This window comes from Photobacterium swingsii (assembly GCF_024346715.1).
In the GTDB taxonomy this organism is placed as follows: domain Bacteria; phylum Pseudomonadota; class Gammaproteobacteria; order Enterobacterales; family Vibrionaceae; genus Photobacterium; species Photobacterium swingsii.
Genome location: NZ_AP024853.1, coordinates 1,419,240 through 1,438,487, shown reverse-complemented (window position 1 = coordinate 1,438,487; position 19,248 = coordinate 1,419,240). Strand labels below are relative to the sequence as shown.

Genomic DNA, 19,248 nt, shown 5'->3' with positions numbered 1-19,248 from the left:
TCGTCAGTAAGAACTAATTACCCGAAATTGGAATCATAACAATTACCTAGCGCTTTTATGCGGATTGAATCACACTTTGCAGGCCTGTATTATTTTTATTCATTCATCTGTAAATACGCATGAATAACACACATTAATAATCTTACTTTATGTATGGATATATTGGTTTTTTGCCACATAAATCGAGATGTATTATGGATATTAAACAACGCTTTCTTGGCTACACAACAATAAACACAACCACAAATCAAAAAGCGGGCGCAGCAGGGATCATGCCTTCCTCACCGGGGCAAATCGAATTAGGTAAACGCATTGTCGGCGAGCTCCAAGCCATGAAGGGACTTGTCGATATCGAGCAGCGTGACAACGGCATTGTAACAGCCACCCTACCCGCAAACTGCGCGGGTAACTACCCAACTGTCGCTTTCTTTGGACATCTTGATACCTCCAGCGAGCACACGGGCGACACCCATGCAACTTTAATTCATTACCAAGGTGGCGACATTGCACTGGGTAACGGCGCTGTGCTCACATTAAAAGACAACCCAGATCTTAATGACTACCTAGGTCAGGAAATCTTTGTCACTGACGGCACCAGCCTACTGGGGGCCGATGATAAAGCCGCCATTGCAGCCATCATGCATGCGTTACACGTACTCACGACAGATACCACAATTCGACATGGTGAAGTCAAAGTCGCCTTTGTGCCCGATGAAGAGCAAGGCTTACTTGGCGCGACAGCATTCAACACCCCAGATTTCGCTGATTTTGGCTATACGCTCGATTGCTGTGGCATTGGTGAGTTCGTAAAAGAAAACTGGAATGCTGGTGGTGCCGTGATCACCTTCCACGGCCAAAGCGCTCACCCAATGAATTCCAAAGGTAACTTAAAGAACTCGCTTCTAATGGCACACGATTTCATCAGTCTTTTCCCTCGTCTTGAAACCCCAGAAAACACCGAAGGGCGAGAGGGTTACTACTGGATGAAGAAACTCGAAGGGAACTCAGCCCAAACGGTACTAAACATTGATATTCGAGACTTCACTAAAGAAGGTTACAGCCAGCGTAAAATCTTCGTCGAGAACGCGTGCCAGTCATTTTTAAACCTCTACGGTGAACAATCCCTGAGCTATAAAATTGCCGACCGCTACGAGAACGTTTCTAACTACCTTGAAAACGATCTCGGCCAACAAGCCGTTCAACTTGCCGAGCAAGCATATGCAAGTAATGGGATCAAAATGAAGGTGATCCCAATGCGTGGTGGCTACGACGGTGCAGTATTCTCGGCCAATGGGATCCCATGTCCGAACATTTTCACCGGCGCTCATAACTTCCACTCTATCAATGAGTATCTCCCGCTGCCTTCGTTGATCGCAGCTTCCAATGTTGTACAAACCATCATTACTCAGATAGCACAAGGTGACGACCAATGATCCAAATACTCGTTGTTTTACTGGTTATCATTGCTGCTGCACGATTGATCCTGACAGGCTACAAAACCGAAGCCATCTTGTTTATGGCCGGTATTATTCTAATGGCTTGTACTGGCCTCTTTGGTTGGGGAGATGTACTCCCGGCTAAGGTAGCCTCTACCAACCTTGCAGCATTTGATCCGTTTAAGTTTGTAAGTTACATGCTCGGTTATCGTGCTGGCGGGTTGGGTTTAACGATCATGGTACTCATGGGGTTTGCCGAGTTAATGACACGGATAAAAGCCGATGCCGTTATTGTGCGACTGGCGGTGAAACCATTATCTGTCGTAAAAAACAAAAATATTCTATTGTTCTTCGGCTACATCATAGGCGCATCGTTACAGCTAGCCATTCCAAGTGCCACCGCATTAGCCGTGTTACTCATGGTGACTTTGTATCCAATTCTAACAGGACTTGGGATCTCGCGCGCATCGGCATCTGGGGTTATCGCCTCTACGCTAGGCTTAACCTTAACACCATTAGGGGTTGATGCGATTAAAGCCAGTGAATCGGTTGGAATGGGCTTAATGGATTACCTGTCTTACCAAGCGCCCACCAGTGCCGTCGCAATTGTGGCCGTAGGTATCGCCCATGTAATGTGGCAATCTTATCAAGATAAAAAAGATGGCCATGTGATTGATGCCGATCTTGAAGCGGCTACAGCGTCTGATCCTGATCCAGCCCCTAACATTTACGCCATTTTGCCTATGCTGCCTATCATTGCCGCGATCGTATTTAGCAAACTGGTGATCAGTACTATCCACTTAGATGTCGTGACTATCGTACTGATCTCTGTATTTATTTCATTGGTTTTTGAAGGCATAAAAACACGCTCACTCAAAGAAAGTTTAGATTGCTTTGGGGCATTCATGAAAGGGTGTGGTAACGCATTAACAGGCGTGGTGTTCTTGCTCGTCGCTGCCGGCGTGTTTGCTTACGGCATTCAATCAACAGGTGCCATTAATCACCTGATTGAATCGGCACAGGGCGCTGGTATGCCAGCCTTAATGCTAACATTGGTGTTTGCTGTTGTAGTTGGTTTAGCAGCCTTGGTGATGGGGTCTGGTAATGCGGCTTTCCTATCGTTTGTCGATATTGTTCCGACTGTCGCTCACTCCATGGGTGCAAATCCTGTGGCAATGATGCTACCTATGCAGCAAGCCTCTGCACTCGCCAGGGCAGCCTCACCTGTCGCTGCGTGTGTGATTGTCTCTGCGGGGGGCGCTAAGTTATCAACCTTTGAAGTCGTCAAAAGAACCAGCGTACCAATGCTCGTTGGCTTTGTGGTTCACTTCATCGCGGTGATGATTTTGGTCAATTAACATATAAAGCCAACAATCACCTAGGTTACGCACCTTAAGCCAAATCAATTAGCAAACTTGGTTAACATAAAGTGCGTAACCTTACTCAAACTCCAACTTTAAGCGTTTATCTTTACACGATTACTGACAGCAAGCGCTCGATACCGCTGAGCAGCTTGATAACTCGCACCTCTCATCCTCACCATTCATCACATCTGCTAGATAGGTGTTTGTTAGATAAAAATTGCTGAAAGTAGTGACAAAATCTTGGGGAACGGTTTTTTCGGGTAAACCCGATGCTATCAAAGCGGCCTGCCATTGTTGGACTTTTGGGAAGCCCTCAAGCATATCCAGACCCGATTTCTGTTTAATTACGAATGCACGATGTAATAGCGGTAGCCAAGCGATATCCACATTCGAAATATAATCCCCTTTAAAAAATTGACTCTCACCAAGTTTGTTTTCTGCTTTTGCAAATGCTTTCGCTAAGTTGGTTAAACGGCTTTCAAAAGTCTCTTTGTCTTTACTGCCCATGGTACCGCACTGTGGCATGTAGTGTTTGCTAGCTTGATACGACCACGCGCGATCTAGCGCTTTTTGCTCTGGTGTTAATGCTTCTATCGGCGTGTATTTGTCATCGAGGTATTCCACAATCGCATCAGATTCAAATAATACCGTTTCATCCTCGGTAATGAGTACTGGTACTTGGCCGTTTGGCGCAATATCCAAGAACCACTGAGGCTTATTACTGAGTTCAATATACTCAATTTCAAATGGAATATTTTTCATTATTAGAGAGCCCATAACACGCTGTACAAATGGGCAGTTCTTAAAGCTAATCAGTTTAATCATTGGGCACTCCAAAATCAGTCAATTCATTTTGTTTATACCTATAAGACGAAGTGATCTGGAAAAAGACGACAGACATGGCGATCTTTTTTATTATTCATTTCAGCCTCCCACGCCTAAAAGGTGTAACTTGCTCCATCAAGATCACACCTTAAACAAAGTCTAAAACAGTAGCTAAAACAATACCTAAACAAGCGAAACCCCATCCTATTCGGATGCCTTATTGTTAATTTCACCCATAGGTTATTAACAATATAGAAATAACATTCATAATAGTGATAATAGCGCCTTACCCGTCAGTGGAAAGGAAGCACCCTTTTGCAATTCAAGTTCATTTTATTCAGCCTTTTTATTTCTTTGTTAAGCCCATTGTCTTTTGCTGAGACTCAGACCAAAACCCAAGTAGCCCCCCAAACCGATTCAGCCCAAGCATTTCACCCAAAAGGGGCGACATGTGTTATCCGAGATGCAAAAGGGCAAGTCATCTTAGTACAAGATTATCTTACCCGAACCCTGTCACTACCTGGCGGCTACATTGACAGTAGCGAAACCTTTCAAGCCGCAGCGAAGCGTGAAACCCTTGAAGAAACCGGGATCACGGTTACCGTTGGTCAACAGCTTGCCATAAATAATAACCGTGTTGTATTTAGCTGCCAGCCAAGTTCACCAACAGGCTACATTGATCCTGCCGTTGAGAATGGCTTTAACGCACACATCATCCCAGCGCTCAATTCTGAGCATTTCGGTAAAGAGATCCGTCAAGTTTACCTCACGGCATTAACCCCAGTGGTGGCGGCTAAATACCGCTATCCAAGCGATACTGAAGCACTACACGCTTGGATAAACGCGAGCAAGCTAACACAGTTTTATCCCCTTCAAGATTTAACCGAGCATGCAGACAGCCTGCAGTTAACCCAACTCACTTTGATGGAATCTTTCCAAGCATGGATAAAATCCATCCCTCCTGTACGTGAGTTATTGAACCTCTCTAATGGATTAGGCGAAGGTGCATTGGCAGTGGGTTTGTTACTTGTTTGCCTACTGATATTTCCGCTACGTTATGGGCTGACCATTGCATTTGCTCTGCTTGCGACAGCCTATTCCGTGAACCTATTAAAAATTGGTTTTGCAGTGCCGCGACCGTTTTATTTCTTACCGAGCCTGCAACAAACACAAGCGAGTGGGTTTAGTTTCCCAAGCGGGCATACCACGCAAGCCGCAGCCATGATTGGGGTACTGATCGGTTGGCTATTCACGGAAGGCAAACAGCGTATTAAAATTTCGATCCCAACGGCTGTTGTAAGCTGGCTTGCGTTGTCATTGCTGGCGGGTGCGGCACGAGTTTGGCTAGGCGTACATTATCCAATAGATGTCGTGGCTGGTGTGGGTTTAGGTGGTGTAATTGCCCTAATGTCACTGGCTGTTTGTCATAACCGCTATACCAATAACAAGCGACTGATCGAATCAAAACGCTTATGGTTGTTATTATTAGCGATGTACTTTTACGGCACCTTGCAGCTGATTCAGCCCTTATATGTATTCTCGTGGTTCGCTGCGCTAGGGATTTTTATTTCGTTATTCTTTGTCAAACCCCAGCTAACCAATAACCACAAACAGATGGGCACCAGCAGTAAGGTCGCTTCATGGCAACACCTTGTCATTGCACTACTTGGCCTAGTTGTTATCGTTGGTATGCCTATGCTGCTAATCAGCTCTGCAACCACTAGCATCTTAATTTTGGTGGTGAATTCCCTTGCTATCTTGTGCGGTATGATCTGGATTTTGGTCGGCGCGCCGCGCATAAGCCAAAAGCTTGTTACACCATCGCGCCCCCCTAAAAAAGACGCGTAGCAAGCCATCACACTGAGTGCTACCCACGAAAATCAATCAAGCCGCTGTTATAACAGCGGCAAGCAGATGGGAAACAAATTTTATCCGCATAGGTGTACGAGAACATAAACCGAAGCTAACCAGTACCTATTAATAAGCAATAACCGTTTGTTCTGTTCGCTGATGGTGACGTCTTTCATATAGCTGGGCAACTAAATTACAAGCAATCATCAGACCCATCACACCCAGCTGAAGCGAGCTGAAACTTTCTCCCATGACCGTTGCCCCTAGCACCATCGCAAGGATCGGATTAAAGGTACCGAAAAAACTCAACTCGCTCGTGCTTATCCGAGGTATAGAAAAAACATAAGCGCAATAACTCACTGCGGTTACACCAACAATGAGCCATGCAAGCGCCCCCCATTGAGACCAAGATAATTGAAACGGGTCTGCATAATGAGCACCACTCAAATAAAGGTGCCAATAGGCAATCGGTACCAAGATAATCCCACCAAAAATCAGCTTCCAGGTCAGCAACTTCCACCAATGAATTTTCTTCATTACATGCTCGGTCACAAGGCTACCTCCGATTAATACTGACATTGCCGCCACTAAAAAAAGCACGGCAGAAACATGGATCTCATTGTTACTCGACAGAAATAGAAAGGATGCGCAGACAACCAAAACAGCAGCAGATAACAGCTGAACTAAACTCGGCTTCATCTTATGGACGGCAATAACAACAACTAAACCAATGACTGGCAAGGTGATCATCCCAACCCCAACCAAGGCACTTGGCAATTGCATCGCACTTTCAAATAACAAACTGAAAAATAGAGTGATATTAATGAAGCCCACCAAGATCAAAGCTGGAAGTTCAGACAGTTTGGGAAAACTTGGCTTAATAACAAGCAATAAAATACCAGCAGGTAAGGCACGCCATGCCGCTAAAGCAAAAGGCGACCAACCAGTGAAAAAAGCAGATACCGTTGCATAAGTTGTTCCCCAAAGCAGCGGCCCTAAAAGCGCGATCAAAATTCTCAAAATACAATCCCATTTACCTTCACATAAAGATACTTTACATAAAGATAAATGAGCGGTAAAGTACCACCAACAAAATTGATAAGGTGAAAGTGTTTAATCAAGGTGTTGCGAAATGAATGGGGTCAGACCAAAATATACTTTAAGATAAAGGTTACAGGTTTGATTTATCATCCTGATATTAAAGAAGTAATCTGTTACAAAAAATGAGTAAAAACGTCAAACAACAGATTACGTAAATGACAACCCTTGAGAGAGAGTGATGAGTAAACAACCCGATCATATTGATCAAATATCGCAGCAGTGGAAAAAAAATAATCCTGAACTTGATCACAGCTTAGTTGAAATAATTGGTCGTTTTTCACGGTTAAACAAACACTTAGAATCACAGCGTTCAACTGTTTATAGCGCACTGGATATTAACGCTGGTGAGTTCGATGTCTTAGCCACTCTCTATCGAAATGGTGCGCCATACCAGCTCATGCCAAGCGACCTGATAAAACAGACATTATTAACATCAGGTGCAATGACCAATCGGTTAGATAAACTAGAGAAAAAAGGATTAATCCTGCGTACGAATAGTGATGAAGATAGACGATGTGTCGTTGTTGGTTTAACAGACGTTGGATTAAAATTAATCCAAAAAGGGGCCACACTCTATTTTGATAAAGTGTCCACGCTATATGAGCCGTTAACAAATGAAGATCAAATACAATTAAATGCTTTATTAAAAAAGTGGGGACAACACTTTGAAGGGTAGTATTTACGTTTTCTAGGACTGTCACGCAATAAAAAGATGAATAAAAGCGATGAGCTTATTATTCATCTTAAAACCCAGTGCTATACACTCTCATATAAACCTAAATACTTTATAAATAACAACTTATAACTAAGATCAAACATCTAAGGTATTTACATTGAAAAGAGTAATCGAATCGTACTGTGATGAATTAAATACTTATTGCAATGACAAAAACGCAGATACAAAAATAAAAATCGACGATGCAATATCGAAAATAGATTTTGTGGTTAATGATGATTTTCTACATTTCAATATCTCTAATATCTTTAACGTCAAGCTAGCTATTTGTCTCGCAATGATTATCTTCACTATCATATTGCTGTAGTGCGCATCCCTATCGTCACATTACTTTATGTGTTTACGTTAACTCTCTAAATAGTAATGCAACCACCAGGGACAAAACATTCACTAAAACCTCACTGGGTAAATCAATAAAAAAGGTGCCGCTGGCACCTTTCTTTATTCACGCTACCCGTGAAAATCTAGGCTTGCGAGCTTTATGCTACTTTTTTGCGTTTTTTGTACACCACGCAGAAGTTACCGCGACGGGTACGGCATTTAGAACAGCGTTCGCAATCAACTTCGACTTTATCACCACTTAGCCAACGTTTGATCAAATGCGGCTCTGCCAGTAATGGACGTGATAATGCGAAATACTGAATATTGGTGTTCTCTGCAATGGCTTCAATCGCATCAACATCACTTAAGCCACCCACAGTGATCACAGGCACACTGACATCCTGACTGATCACGTCGCCATATTGATGGAAATAGCCTTCTTCTTGCAAGGTATAGCCATCAAACTGCTGGCCAATCATATCATTGGCTTTGCCGTGAATGTTGCCCGAGATGATGATCGCATCGACGCCAATCGCTTCTAGCTGCTTACAGATAATGCGTGTTTCATCGAAGGTTAAACCACCTTCAAAAAATTCAGTTGCAGTTAGCTTCACTAAAATAGGGAAGTCATCCCCCACCAGTTTGCGGATCGCCGTGTAGATTTCGACCAGAAAACGCATACGGTTCTCTAAGCTACCACCGTATTGGTCTTCTCGACGGTTGTAATAAGGGCTTAAGAACTGGTTGATCAGGTAAGTGTGCGCAGCATGAATTTCTACCCCATCAAAACCTGATTCTTGTGCACGACGGCTGGCCTGAGCAAATGCCTCAACGATATAATCAATCTCGTCTTTGGTCATGACTTTACCCTGCGTTTTCGTCCCCATTTCAGGTACATCACTTGGGGCAAAAATAATTCGTTCACCGACGTTATAGGTCGTTTTTGTGCCACCGTACGCCAATTGCATCACGATTTTAGAGTCATTAGTGTGTACTAACTCAGTCAGCTTTTTGTACTCGTCGATAAAAGAATCGTTATACATGCCCATCATGCCAGCGTTAGGCTTTTCTTCTTCAACAATGTTCGCGTAGCCTGTCACGATTAAACCGACTTCTCCTTGCGCAAGCTCTTCATAGATGGCGTACAACTTATCCGTCATGTGGCCATCATCTGTTGCCATATTTTCCCATGTCGCACTGCGTACAAAGCGGTTCTTTAGGGTCATGTTGCCAATACGGCCTTGTGAAAACAAAATGCTCAAGTCCAGTCCTCTCAAATCGTGTGTAGGGAATCATCGACCTTGTATTAGCTATGTTGTTTTAAAAGCGAGTGCTAACACCGAGTGCAATGAATGGCCGCCATACTGACGTGAAAATCGAGGAAAAACCTTAATCTGGATTAAGTTACTGTGAGATATGTCACTATGGGATGGGAGCAATGAAAGGCAAAAACAAAAAAGCGCTAGCAAACTCAACGTTGCTAACGCCTCTAATTTCAGTATTTTGAAACTCAGCGGTTACTCAACAATGTCGCAATCAGTACAGCTTTGTAGTGCAATTTCGTGTTCGAATACCGCTTTCTCGCAAAATACGATCTAAATAGACGCTAAATGTTGGATTGAGGAGATGGTTTAAGACGAGGTGCAGAGTGAGGTAACTCTGATCGCTTTGCTAACACTAAAAAGAAAATTTGTGGCTTAGAAGGTAAGTGGACATTTCCGTGTCAGCGAATCTGCTAATTTAGTTATTTGCGGATTACTCTGAGTAAGGCAAACCCATGCCATAGTCGTTTGTTATGCGGCGCGTTAATAAGGTAGATCGTCTGCTTCAATACCTACATAGTCTGGTTCTAAGTGTGTCGGAAACTGAACCGCACTAATTGTAATGTGCCCGAGCATCACTGCTTTGCAAACCCTATGCATACCATCCATCACTCGCCCTTCGTGACATAAAATAATGGGATACGACAGGTCTGCATTTTGGATTAGCGATGCATGCTCTAAAACATTTTTGCACGTTGGGCGTGCTCCACCCAAGTCGTACCAAAACTCTTCTTCGAGTTCTTTAATATCGGATAGCTGTATTTCGATGGTAGGTAACTCACAAGAAAACTCAATTAGACGAAATACGTCCCAAGCAAGTAAGCCCTTCTCTGAGTTTCTAAAGTGATATTGTTGTCTCATATGTATCCATACTGCATAACGCTTTATAGACGGAATTATTCCGTGTTTGGACTCCGTCTATGTTGCTGCCATTCATTATAAAACTCAACTGGTATCAACCTGTTGTGTGAATCGACAGAGAGTTTCGGGGTAGAACTACGGAAAGTTTCCGTATAGGAGTCCAAAGTACGGATTAGATTAATTTGGTCTATTGCAATGCTGGCTAGATGGCCAGTTCGTTGAGGTTGAGAAGGTTTGGGGCATAAACGCTTTTCGCTATCCCAGAAAGCAACACCTTGCATACAACAAAATATCTACTACTCTTAATGCGATTCAATTTTCTGCTTCATTCACTTCCCTGATGCTGTCAGCAGAAAAGGCGTTGGTCACAACAGCCTGACGGTTCAAGGAAAGTCCTGATTTCTTCCTTTTGAGGTACCTCCAAGCCCTAGCCTATGGGCATTGACAGGTTTAAGGTTTAGCACGTTTCCTCGGTATTAATTGATGTAGTTTCAGGCCAGCACTATCAGACCAACAGGTATGTATAGATTCAGATGCTATTCACTGATTCACGATAAATAGCGAAGGAAAATGCCATGATTTATTTTGTCTCTAACCGAAACATCACAGATTCCCCATTGTTGTTTGGCGATAACTTCAATGCGCAAGGTGCCGAAGTTTTGCGGGTGGCGAAAGCAGTGCAAGACAATGAGGGGAACTTCTCACTGGCGCTGATGGATGAAGCGCCAATCATGCATAACGGCGACATTGCCGATGAGGTGCAGACGCCTTTAGAAGTTGTTTTTGAACGATGTGACAATGCTGATAGCCCATGCGTGTTGTTTGTTCATGGGTTTAATCAAGACATGAAGAAAAACCTGAAAAAATGCCGAGAAATTGAAGCGTACGGTGTGAATGTGATTGCCTTTTCTTGGCCGTCAAATCCGGGGCCTAATTTTATCTTACGTAAGATCAGCGAATACAAACGCGCCCGTAAGAATGCTCGTCGTTCTGCGATGGCGTTTGAACGCTTGCTCGATAAGTTAAACGGCTTTGTTGAAACCAACCGAAGTAAAACCCGCAAGCAAGGACAAATCCAGACGCTTGCGATTCATAGCTTGGGCAACTACCTCATGCAGTCTATGGTGCAGGTGCCAGACTATGATCACCAAGCCGCTATGTTTAAAAACATTCTTCTTCATCAAGCAGATGCTGATAACCCAGGCCATGCAACGTGGCTTGATACACTTGGGCAAAGCAGGCGTGTGCTGGTGACCGTCAATGAAACCGATGATGTGCTCGATTTCTCTGACTTTATTAACCCTGATCGTATCGGTAATACTGCCGCAAACATGACGGCTCAGTACGCCACTTACTACAACTTCACCGATGCCGCTGGTGCAAACGACAGCCACCGTTTATGGCATAAACCCGCTGTTGAAAACCCGACCATAAAGCACTTCTTTAGCCGTGTGTTCGATGGTAAGAACCCAGTAAAAGCAGGCATGCAATTTGATGGTAATTTGAATTGTTATAACGTAATTTAATCAGACTAATTAGCGGGTAAAGGCCAGTTCGCTGGCCTTTAAATCTTCGAAGAACAGACACCTCACTAACGAGGCTAAATAAAGCACCAAGCAAATAGTGAGGCTTATATTCTTAACTTTGCTTTTTTCTTACGACCAATGTGATTGCAGACAAGTTATTCGCATGCTGACGGAAAACTTTTCGCATTCCCAGTACACGCTTCCTTGCGCTGGGTTTGGTCAAAATGTTCTTTGCGATATTTAATAAACCAGCAAGCCCCTCATCATCCAACATCCTTTTAGGCTCAAGTAAATGCATAGGGGCGATGGCTTCAAATTCAATTTCAAAACCATTGTCTTCCATTAGCTGTTTCCATTCCAATGGGGTTATTGGTTTAGCCGGATGCTGAATTGTCTCGGTAATTTCTTTTTGAATCGTACGCTTCTTATCGTCATCAATGTCATCGGGGGTGATGCAAAGTTCGTGAATACCATAGCGGCCGTTCGTCGCTAAAATACGCGCAGCCTCCGCTATGATTTCATTCTTACGCGCATGAGATTGCATGGTTAGCATTGCCTCACCATAGACGACAGTTGCTTCAGCATTACCTAACCCTGTATCTTGCGCGTTCCCCACCCGACATACCTGTGTTTTTCCATCCAGATAAGAACGAACAATATCCGCAGCCTGCTCATTTTGCTCAATCGCGATATAGTTAGCAGGAGACTGCTGCAAACAGAGACGGGCGGTATAGCCCATTCCTGGAGCAAATTCCACCACCCTATCACTCGGTCTAATACCCAATCCTTTCAGCATTTTTTGAGTCAGTTCTTTGCCACCCGGTCGTAACACTTTTTTGCCCAATTGAGCGAGAACCCAATGACCCGGTGTTTTTGATATCTCGCGGTTTTCATTTGGCATCAAGACTTTTCCAGACATATTAGCTCCTAAGCATAAAGGGCAACCGGTACAAACAGGGCGATGAGAGCCACAAGAGTTATCCATCTAAAGCCAATGCTGATATTTCCCATGCTAACTCCTCTCGCAATGTATATTGCGATTTAGTTAATAATGATTATTATTTTCACCATACATAACTTGCTCGCGTTCACTGCTTGATAATTATCAAGCTAAGGAAAATAAGTGCCTAACTCCATTCTCTCGCTACTTGATGATGAAGAAAAAAAGCAGCTTTTTGCTACAAGTCAGTCGGTGCATTACAGCACAGGAGATTCGTTATTCAATAAAGATGACACGGCACAAAGTATGTATTTGGTTGTTAAAGGAAAAGTATCCCTTTTTCGCCTAATGCCCAATGGTGATGAAAAGCTATTCAAAGTGTTTTTGGCAGGAGAGCTAATCGCAGAAATGGCAATGTTTATGACCCCAAGGGTATACCCTATGAGTGCGCGTGTAGATCAAGAAACGCAATTGCTCGCATTTCACTATACCGATGTGTTAAGCGTTTTTACCAAGTCACCAGGCATCTCGACAAAAGTCATGGGCTATATGAGTAATCGCATTCATCATCTAATGGACACCGTAAATATCCTTACGCAAGTCAATGCCAATCAAAGACTGGTGATGAGACTGGCTGAAATTTATCGATTACAACTTAAACAAGAAGGGAAAGTATTCCTCCCTGTTACCAAAAAGCTACTCGCTACACAGTTAGGCATGACACCAGAAACCCTATCAAGGGCCATTAAGAAATTAAAAGGCGATGGGTTCATTGTTGAATCTGGCAACCAAATTACGCTTATCGATATTCCAGCATTATGTGACTTTGTGGGGTTAACGCCTGATATTTTTGCGACAAATCAAGGGTAAAACTCAAACCGTCAGGCTTGAAATTTATAAACTGATGCAATAACAACCAAATGAAACTTAACCTTTATTTGAACTCGAATAAATGTACATTAAATGTGTCCGCGGTTTGCACTCACAAGTACAGCCCTATTTTTAAATAACACAACTTATTTATTTACAAGCGATAGGAAATTTATTTCAAATTGTAAATCCTTAAAGGATGAATAATAAAAGTGAGACGTTAGTTCACGGGTACAAATAAAGCCAATAACGTGATTTGTTTAGAAAACTAACTATACACACCAGCAATTAAATGATACCCAAGCATTCAGCAATTGCATTAATAGCCACTTTATAGGGATAATTGGCGCTCGCTTCTTCTTTTACGAATAACGTTAATTCATTAGCTTTATTCATTAATCAATGAAGTATTCAGCCTATTCCATAATTATTTTTATAGAGCCTATCTATGATCAGCCTTAGCTCACTCAATAAAAGTTTGCTTGCTGTTGCTATTGCTTCTTCATTCCTTGCTGGATGCAACGATGATTTAGCAACCAATAACACTCAAACACCTGACACTGGCAAACCGCCAACTGAAACAATTCCGCCGACGGATATCGTGCCGCCAACCGAAACGATTCCACCGACAGATATTATTCCACCAACAACTTATACCGCGAGCTTATTCGCTTCAGGAAAAGTGATCACTGGCGATGTTGACTGTAACGGCACCAGCCTAACCAAGGGTACATTCGACGTTTCACAAGGTACGTCTTTCACCTGTTCTTTAGGCTCTGTTACCTTGGGGGATTTCACTGCCCCATTCCCACAAGAATCACAAAGCAAAGCGCTCACTGCGTCAGCAAACCCACCCGCTAACGACGACAATAAAACACTCTCTTTTGAGCTGACAAAAGACGAGAATCAAAACGCAGCTAAGATCCTGCAATCTATCAACAGCTGTGAATCTGACGATAAGATCTGTCTGCAAGAGATTGACTCTTACGATATTGAAGACGTCTACCAGCACCTAGACGATAACGACGCAGTCGATGCTTACTTTGCCGCTAAAGAAGAAAAAGCGACGGATGAAGTGGGCAAAGCGCCAAGTTCACACGTTGATAATACGGTCGTGCCAGCGGTAGATCCTGCTGCCAATAATGATCTTAACTCTAACTTTGTTTCTGCTAATGCAGAGGCGAGCCATGCTTACAAACCAAGTGCTGAGGCTCAAGTTCTTACCCGCAGTAAACTGACTGACAGCAAAGGTACTCCGATTGCTGGCATGAGTTTTTTCTCTGCCCATTCCAGCGGGATGACAGATGAAAACGGTGAGTTTGAGTATAAGTGGGGCGACACCATTAGTTTTGGTATCGACACATTTGAATTCGGTAAAGTCACTGGTAATCAGGTCGATTACAAGCTGACAGATGTAACCGATAACCCAGTGACGAAAGAAAATATTCAAGCACTGGTTGAACGTTACGCCACTAACCAAGGTTCGTCGTATCAAATCACCGACAACATTCACCAAACTTTTGCTAAGTACCCGAATGTTATCAATGAATTGATCAATCTAGCACTACCTAACGGTGAACGTTTAGAAGGCTCTCCATTCTCGCTACCTAACGAGTTTGAAGCGCAGTTTAGTAATGGGCTAACCGCAGACATAGACAGTGAGCTGCGTGTAGCAGGATCAGTAGCGCCTATTATGTACCGCGCTTACTCAGCACCCGTGCCACAAGCACTGAGCATAGATAGCAGCGGTAAGTATGTTACCAATACGCTGCACAAGCTGTTTGCCAATGTAAGTAGCTTCCATGTATTTAACGATAATGGGAGTTTTTACAGCTCAACGGGTTATACCCGTGGCATGCGTGCGCTAAATATCTCGAACGAAGCATTCCCAATCATGATGCCTCGCACCGATATCAACCACACCATTCCGTTCGGTCTACAACAAGCGTGGACACGTGAGGGCAAACCTTACATCGCGGAATATAACGATATTCCTATGCCCAAAATTCCGTTGGTATCGAAAGACAACGCGACTTACGGCTTCCCGTTTGTTACTGCAGGTAGCATAGGTAAAGGCAAGGTTGTGTTCATGGGTAACGCCATGTACCCAAGCATTTTGTCTTGTCCTGACAACTACTGGGCCAACCGTGAATTAAGAATCGACAGCACTGCTAAAACGTGTACTGCCACTGCGGTTGAAAACCAAAAGCATAATGACAATGGCGATATGAAACGCTTCTTCGCTAACTTGTTTAAGTGGTTTAACAATGGCGAATCAACAGCAGGTATCAATGTTGCCACCAATATCGGTACCGCTTATGCGGCTTACCATAACGGCGGATACAACGGTATTCACCTTGGTAGAGAATACAGTTTCTTTATTAGCTCAGAGTACGGTTTAGGTTCTGTTACCCCGCTAACCACGGGTGGCTTTACGGGACTTTCTGCCGAGAATACGCCAATTCTGATCTTGCAGGCGTATCCACCAAAATCCTTACCAGATGGGCAAAGTAATCGTCTACTTGCCGACTTGGACAACCCGAACCTGAGCCAAGACGATATCACCGCGCTGATCAAATACATCAACGATGGCGGTAACGTGTTGTTTATGGATGCGATCCAAACCACCAACCCAGAGCCGATTGGTCGCTTAGCAGATGCCGCTGGCGTGATGCTAGGTGGACAAAATGTCACGCCAACCAACCAAACATTCTGCGGCAGCTCGTACTACTGTCAGTCACCTTATCCAAACCCGCATGTGAAAGGGCAAAAAGATATGGTGGTGCTAGAGCGCTTCCCAGATAAAGACGGCAAGCAGCCTTTTGTTGTTCAACAAGATGGCTCGGTTGAATGGACAGATGAGAAAGCGAAGCTTGAAATTCCAACCTATCAAGCCCCCAAACTTGATAGCCAAGGCAACCCAGAGCTAGATAGCAACGGTCAACCTGTCATGGTTGAAAAACAGGCGCGTATTTTCGTCGAAACACCACAAGAGCGTGATGCAGCCATAGCTGAACTCCAACACGCTTTTGAAGGCACTCCTGTTTGTTCAAATGCCTACGAGTACGAGTTTAACTGTATTGAAACCCGCTCTGGCGATGGGATGACAGATCGTGGCAGCTATGGTCGTTCTGACTTTGATCGCTACCCTGTGAGTAAAGATGTGATTGAAAGCATGGTGAAAGCGGCAAACTTAGGGTCGAACTTCACTGCGCTATACAACCATGAAATCTACTACCGCACCCAGGGCAAGCAAGGTCAACGCCTGTCTACGGCAGCCCTCAACCAAGCCTACGATAATCTGGCTGTGTGGATGTGGAACGACAACCCGTACCGCTACGAAACAAACGTACAAGACGAACTTGGCTTCAAACAAGCAGTGCAGTTCTTGAACTGTTATACCGACGGTCAGCATCAAGTTAACGCAGGTGAAGCTAATTGTCCGGTCGATCTTAAAGCGTCCTTAGTGGCAAATAAGATGATCCACGGCTCTGGCGAGCTCAGTGATCAACTGAACCCTAGCTACCCACTGAACTACATGGAAAAACCGCTGACGCGCATCATGCTAGGTCGCTCATACTGGGATCACCAGATTGTTGTTGATACCACGCAATATCCGGGTCGCACCACGGGCGTAGGCTCAAGTGCTACAGCTACCATTGAAACCGATGGTAACGCGGTAACTTACTCAGCGGGTAATAACCAATCGACAGGGTTATGGGCACCTCAGCTACAACAAGTGACCGTCAGTGGCGGTGTTGAAGCAACGATTACTGTCATGATGGCCGATGATTTAACGGGTAAACCAAAGCACGAAGTGAGCTTAAAACGCCCACCACGCATGCAAACCAGTTATCACTACGACGGTAGTAGCCTTAACTTCACGGCTCCTTACGGCGGTCTTATTTACATCAAACCGAAAGTGAAAGGTAGCGGCGAGCAAACTTTCAATTTCAATGGTGTTGAGCAAGCCGCTTGGTGGAAAGATGGGCATTGGGAGAATACGCCAAGTTCGGCGCAAGCACCCATTGCTGAAGTCGATACAGGTTCTTTCATCTACACCACTGCTGTTCATAACCTAAGCGGCACCGATCTTGATCAGTTCGCAAAAGGCATGAACCGTTTCGCAGACGCGGCAAGTGATTTCTACGGTCGTGACGAAGTGGTTGAAGGTGGTAAGCATCGTCGCTTTACCTACAGCGGTCTGAAGGGTTTCCGTCATCGCTTTGTGAATGATGTACAAATCTCAATTGGTGCTGCGCACTCGGGTTACCCTGTGATGAACACAGGCTTTAATGCCAGCAGAAACACAGTACCAACCAATGCCGTTGATGATTGGCTAATTTGGCACGAAGTGGGTCACAACTTGGCATCAGCACCTTTTGTGGCTGAAGGGAGTACCGAAGTAACCAACAACCTACTGGCGCTGTACATGCAGGAACTGGAAGGTCGTAATGCTAATCCACAAATGGATCGCATTAGTGCCGACATTCGCAAGGCGCCAATGTGGCTTGGCAGCAATCGAGGTCATGCTTGGGCGAACGGTGATGCTGGTATGCGTTTGGTGATGTTTGGTCAGCTGAAGATCTGGGCGAAAAATCACTTCTCGTTAGATAACTGGTACGCAAGCAGTGATGAAAAACCTGCGATTTACGGCAAAGACGCTGGCTGGAATATGATCAAGCTGATGCACCGTAAAGCCCGTGGCGACGTACAAGGCGATACCCTGCAAGGTCGTAACGGCATCAATTACTGTAGCCCTAAAGATACTCGCCTATCTGGTGGTAACTTGATGATGGTATGTAGCTCTTATATCTCTGGCTACGATTTGAGTGACTTCTTCCAACAGTGGAATGTCGGCGAAACCTCAATGACCAACCCAGACGGCAGCAAGGTTTACGGTGGTGGTATTGATGCGAAAGGGTTAGCAAAACTTGCTGAGCTTAATCTTAAAAAGCCATCGAGCAACCCACTAAATGTTAACTCGCTAAGTTATAGCAACTAAAGCAAAGTGACGCCTTAAAACGTAAACTAAAACCCATCCCTCGACCTAGTCGGGGGATTTTTACAATATATAGTCAACCAACCTAGAAACGCTACCAGCAACTCATTCAGAACAATACCCACACTTAAGCAAATCAAAATTAGATTGAATGTAATAAATTTCTACTTCCTTGGCCGGCACATATAAAGCGTATATTCTATAGTCGATAATTCACTCAGGGAGCCTGCATAGCACTTCCCTTAACATGAAAAGGAATTCATAGTGAAAGTTGCTTTAATTACGGGTGGTAGTAAAGGTATTGGACTGGAAGCGGTTAAACGATTTATTGAATTGGGCTTTCATGTTGTCACCTGCTCACGAGATTCACAGCTATGGATCAGCCAAGTGGCTAACGAACCTTTACTTAGTACCGTCGATTACTACGAAGTCGATGTGTCTCAAGAAAGCCAGCTACAACGTTTATTCTCAACACTCACCGAAAAGTACGGAAAATTAGATGTAGCCGTCAATAATGCCTCGCCTAAAACCGAGTCTAATGGCAATTTTGAATCGGTAGACACTTCCGCTCTTCATCACACCTTGATGCAAGATTTTTGGTCGCACGCTATGTGTTTAAAGCATGAGCTTTGCTTGATGGAAAAAGGAGGCACTATCGTCAATATAAGCTCTATCAATGGATTACGAGCGACACCAAACGCCTCGATGTACAGTGCCTGTAAACATGCAATAGAAGGCCTAACACGCTCTGTTGCGCTTGAAGCCATTGAAAAAGGAGTTAGAGTCAACGCCGTAGCACCCGGTGCAACTTGGACACCTCGCTGGGACGAGCGGGCACTCGATAAGCCAAATATTCATAACGATGTCGCCAAATTAATCCCATTAAAACGCTTTGCAGAACCGAAAGAAATCGTTGATGCGATAGAGTTTCTAATCTCAGACAAAGCCAGTTACATCGTCGGTCATACACTTGTTGTCGATGGTGGAATCACGTTGAAGTAAGTTCACAATGAACCATTAACCACCTGATAAACAAAAAAATAAAAGCTAGAGTATCCACCCTAGCTTTTGATATAAATCGTAAAGTTATGAC

General features: G+C 44.1%; 13 protein-coding genes. 8 read left to right on the top strand and 5 right to left on the bottom strand.

Annotated features, from left to right (window positions below; all coding sequences use genetic code 11):
- Positions 1 to 194: 194 nt before the first annotated feature.
- Positions 195 to 1,433 carry a peptidase T gene (gene pepT / locus OCU77_RS23580; protein ID WP_107302969.1) on the top strand — a complete coding sequence of 413 codons (1,239 nt, stop codon included), beginning with the start codon at positions 195 to 197 and terminating at the stop codon, positions 1,431 to 1,433.
- Positions 1,430 to 2,794, top strand: coding sequence for a C4-dicarboxylate transporter DcuC (gene dcuC / locus OCU77_RS23575; protein ID WP_048899663.1), 1,365 nt, complete (start codon positions 1,430 to 1,432; stop codon positions 2,792 to 2,794). The genes pepT and dcuC overlap by 4 nt, the downstream gene beginning before the upstream one ends.
- A gap of 120 nt (positions 2,795 to 2,914) precedes the next feature.
- Here the strand turns inward: dcuC and OCU77_RS23570 are convergent, their stop codons facing one another.
- Positions 2,915 to 3,625 (bottom strand): glutathione S-transferase family protein, encoded by a 711-nt coding sequence (locus OCU77_RS23570; protein WP_048899662.1) that lies wholly within the window; start codon positions 3,623 to 3,625, stop codon positions 2,915 to 2,917.
- Between the two features lie 315 nt (positions 3,626 to 3,940).
- Between OCU77_RS23570 and OCU77_RS23565 the strand changes: the two genes are divergently transcribed.
- A complete protein-coding gene (locus OCU77_RS23565; RefSeq protein ID WP_084711829.1) occupies positions 3,941 to 5,473 on the top strand; it encodes a bifunctional NUDIX hydrolase/phosphatase PAP2 family protein in 1,533 nt (510 codons plus the stop codon).
- Between the two features lie 129 nt (positions 5,474 to 5,602).
- Here OCU77_RS23565 and OCU77_RS23560 read toward each other — a convergent pair whose 3' ends face one another.
- Positions 5,603 to 6,496, bottom strand: a complete 894-nt coding sequence (locus OCU77_RS23560; RefSeq protein WP_048899661.1) for a DMT family transporter — start codon at positions 6,494 to 6,496, stop codon at positions 5,603 to 5,605.
- Between the two features lie 259 nt (positions 6,497 to 6,755).
- On the opposite strand from OCU77_RS23560, the gene OCU77_RS23555 reads away from it, so the two are divergent.
- Positions 6,756 to 7,253 carry a MarR family winged helix-turn-helix transcriptional regulator gene (locus tag OCU77_RS23555; protein WP_048899660.1) on the top strand — a complete coding sequence of 166 codons (498 nt, stop codon included), beginning with the start codon at positions 6,756 to 6,758 and terminating at the stop codon, positions 7,251 to 7,253.
- 539 nt (positions 7,254 to 7,792) lie between these two features.
- On the opposite strand, the gene OCU77_RS23550 is transcribed toward OCU77_RS23555, so the two are convergent.
- Positions 7,793 to 8,896 (bottom strand): NADH:flavin oxidoreductase, encoded by a 1,104-nt coding sequence (locus tag OCU77_RS23550; protein WP_048899658.1) that lies wholly within the window; start codon positions 8,894 to 8,896, stop codon positions 7,793 to 7,795.
- Between the two features lie 543 nt (positions 8,897 to 9,439).
- Positions 9,440 to 9,817 carry a hypothetical protein gene (locus tag OCU77_RS23545; RefSeq protein WP_048899657.1) on the bottom strand — a complete coding sequence of 126 codons (378 nt, stop codon included), beginning with the start codon at positions 9,815 to 9,817 and terminating at the stop codon, positions 9,440 to 9,442.
- Between the two features lie 575 nt (positions 9,818 to 10,392).
- On the opposite strand from OCU77_RS23545, the gene OCU77_RS23540 reads away from it, so the two are divergent.
- Positions 10,393 to 11,343, top strand: a complete 951-nt coding sequence (locus tag OCU77_RS23540) for an alpha/beta hydrolase (protein WP_048899656.1) — start codon at positions 10,393 to 10,395, stop codon at positions 11,341 to 11,343.
- 112 nt (positions 11,344 to 11,455) lie between these two features.
- Here the strand turns inward: OCU77_RS23540 and OCU77_RS23535 are convergent, their stop codons facing one another.
- Entirely contained in the window at positions 11,456 to 12,262 is an 807-nt protein-coding gene (locus tag OCU77_RS23535) for a class I SAM-dependent methyltransferase (protein WP_048899655.1), read from the bottom strand.
- A gap of 204 nt (positions 12,263 to 12,466) precedes the next feature.
- Here OCU77_RS23535 and OCU77_RS23530 point away from each other — a divergent pair, with 204 nt between their 5' ends.
- The 3 genes from OCU77_RS23530 to OCU77_RS23520 all read left to right on the top strand — a co-directional run bounded on the left by OCU77_RS23530 (position 12,467) and on the right by OCU77_RS23520 (position 19,157).
- Positions 12,467 to 13,153, top strand: a complete 687-nt coding sequence (locus OCU77_RS23530; RefSeq protein ID WP_048899654.1) for a Crp/Fnr family transcriptional regulator — start codon at positions 12,467 to 12,469, stop codon at positions 13,151 to 13,153.
- A 448-nt stretch (positions 13,154 to 13,601) separates the two neighbouring features.
- Entirely contained in the window at positions 13,602 to 18,158 is a 4,557-nt protein-coding gene (locus OCU77_RS23525; RefSeq protein ID WP_107302970.1) for an SslE/AcfD family lipoprotein zinc metalloprotease, read from the top strand.
- A 261-nt stretch (positions 18,159 to 18,419) separates the two neighbouring features.
- Entirely contained in the window at positions 18,420 to 19,157 is a 738-nt protein-coding gene (locus OCU77_RS23520) for an SDR family NAD(P)-dependent oxidoreductase (protein ID WP_048899653.1), read from the top strand.
- Positions 19,158 to 19,248 lie beyond the last annotated feature (91 nt).

Bases quoted from the DNA above. Each gene is read 5' to 3' on its own strand.
- OCU77_RS23555 (WP_048899660.1), top strand. From the start codon at position 6,756: ATGAGTAAACAACCCGATCATATTGATCAAATATCGCAGCAGTGGAAA.
- dcuC (WP_048899663.1), top strand. From the start codon at position 1,430: ATGATCCAAATACTCGTTGTTTTACTGGTTATCATTGCTGCTGCACGA.
- pepT (WP_107302969.1), top strand. From the start codon at position 195: ATGGATATTAAACAACGCTTTCTTGGCTACACAACAATAAACACAACC.
- OCU77_RS23535 (WP_048899655.1), bottom strand. From the start codon at position 12,262: ATGTCTGGAAAAGTCTTGATGCCAAATGAAAACCGCGAGATATCAAAA.
- OCU77_RS23570 (WP_048899662.1), bottom strand. From the start codon at position 3,625: ATGATTAAACTGATTAGCTTTAAGAACTGCCCATTTGTACAGCGTGTT.
- OCU77_RS23545 (WP_048899657.1), bottom strand. From the start codon at position 9,817: ATGAGACAACAATATCACTTTAGAAACTCAGAGAAGGGCTTACTTGCT.
- OCU77_RS23525 (WP_107302970.1), top strand. From the start codon at position 13,602: ATGATCAGCCTTAGCTCACTCAATAAAAGTTTGCTTGCTGTTGCTATT.
- OCU77_RS23540 (WP_048899656.1), top strand. From the start codon at position 10,393: ATGATTTATTTTGTCTCTAACCGAAACATCACAGATTCCCCATTGTTG.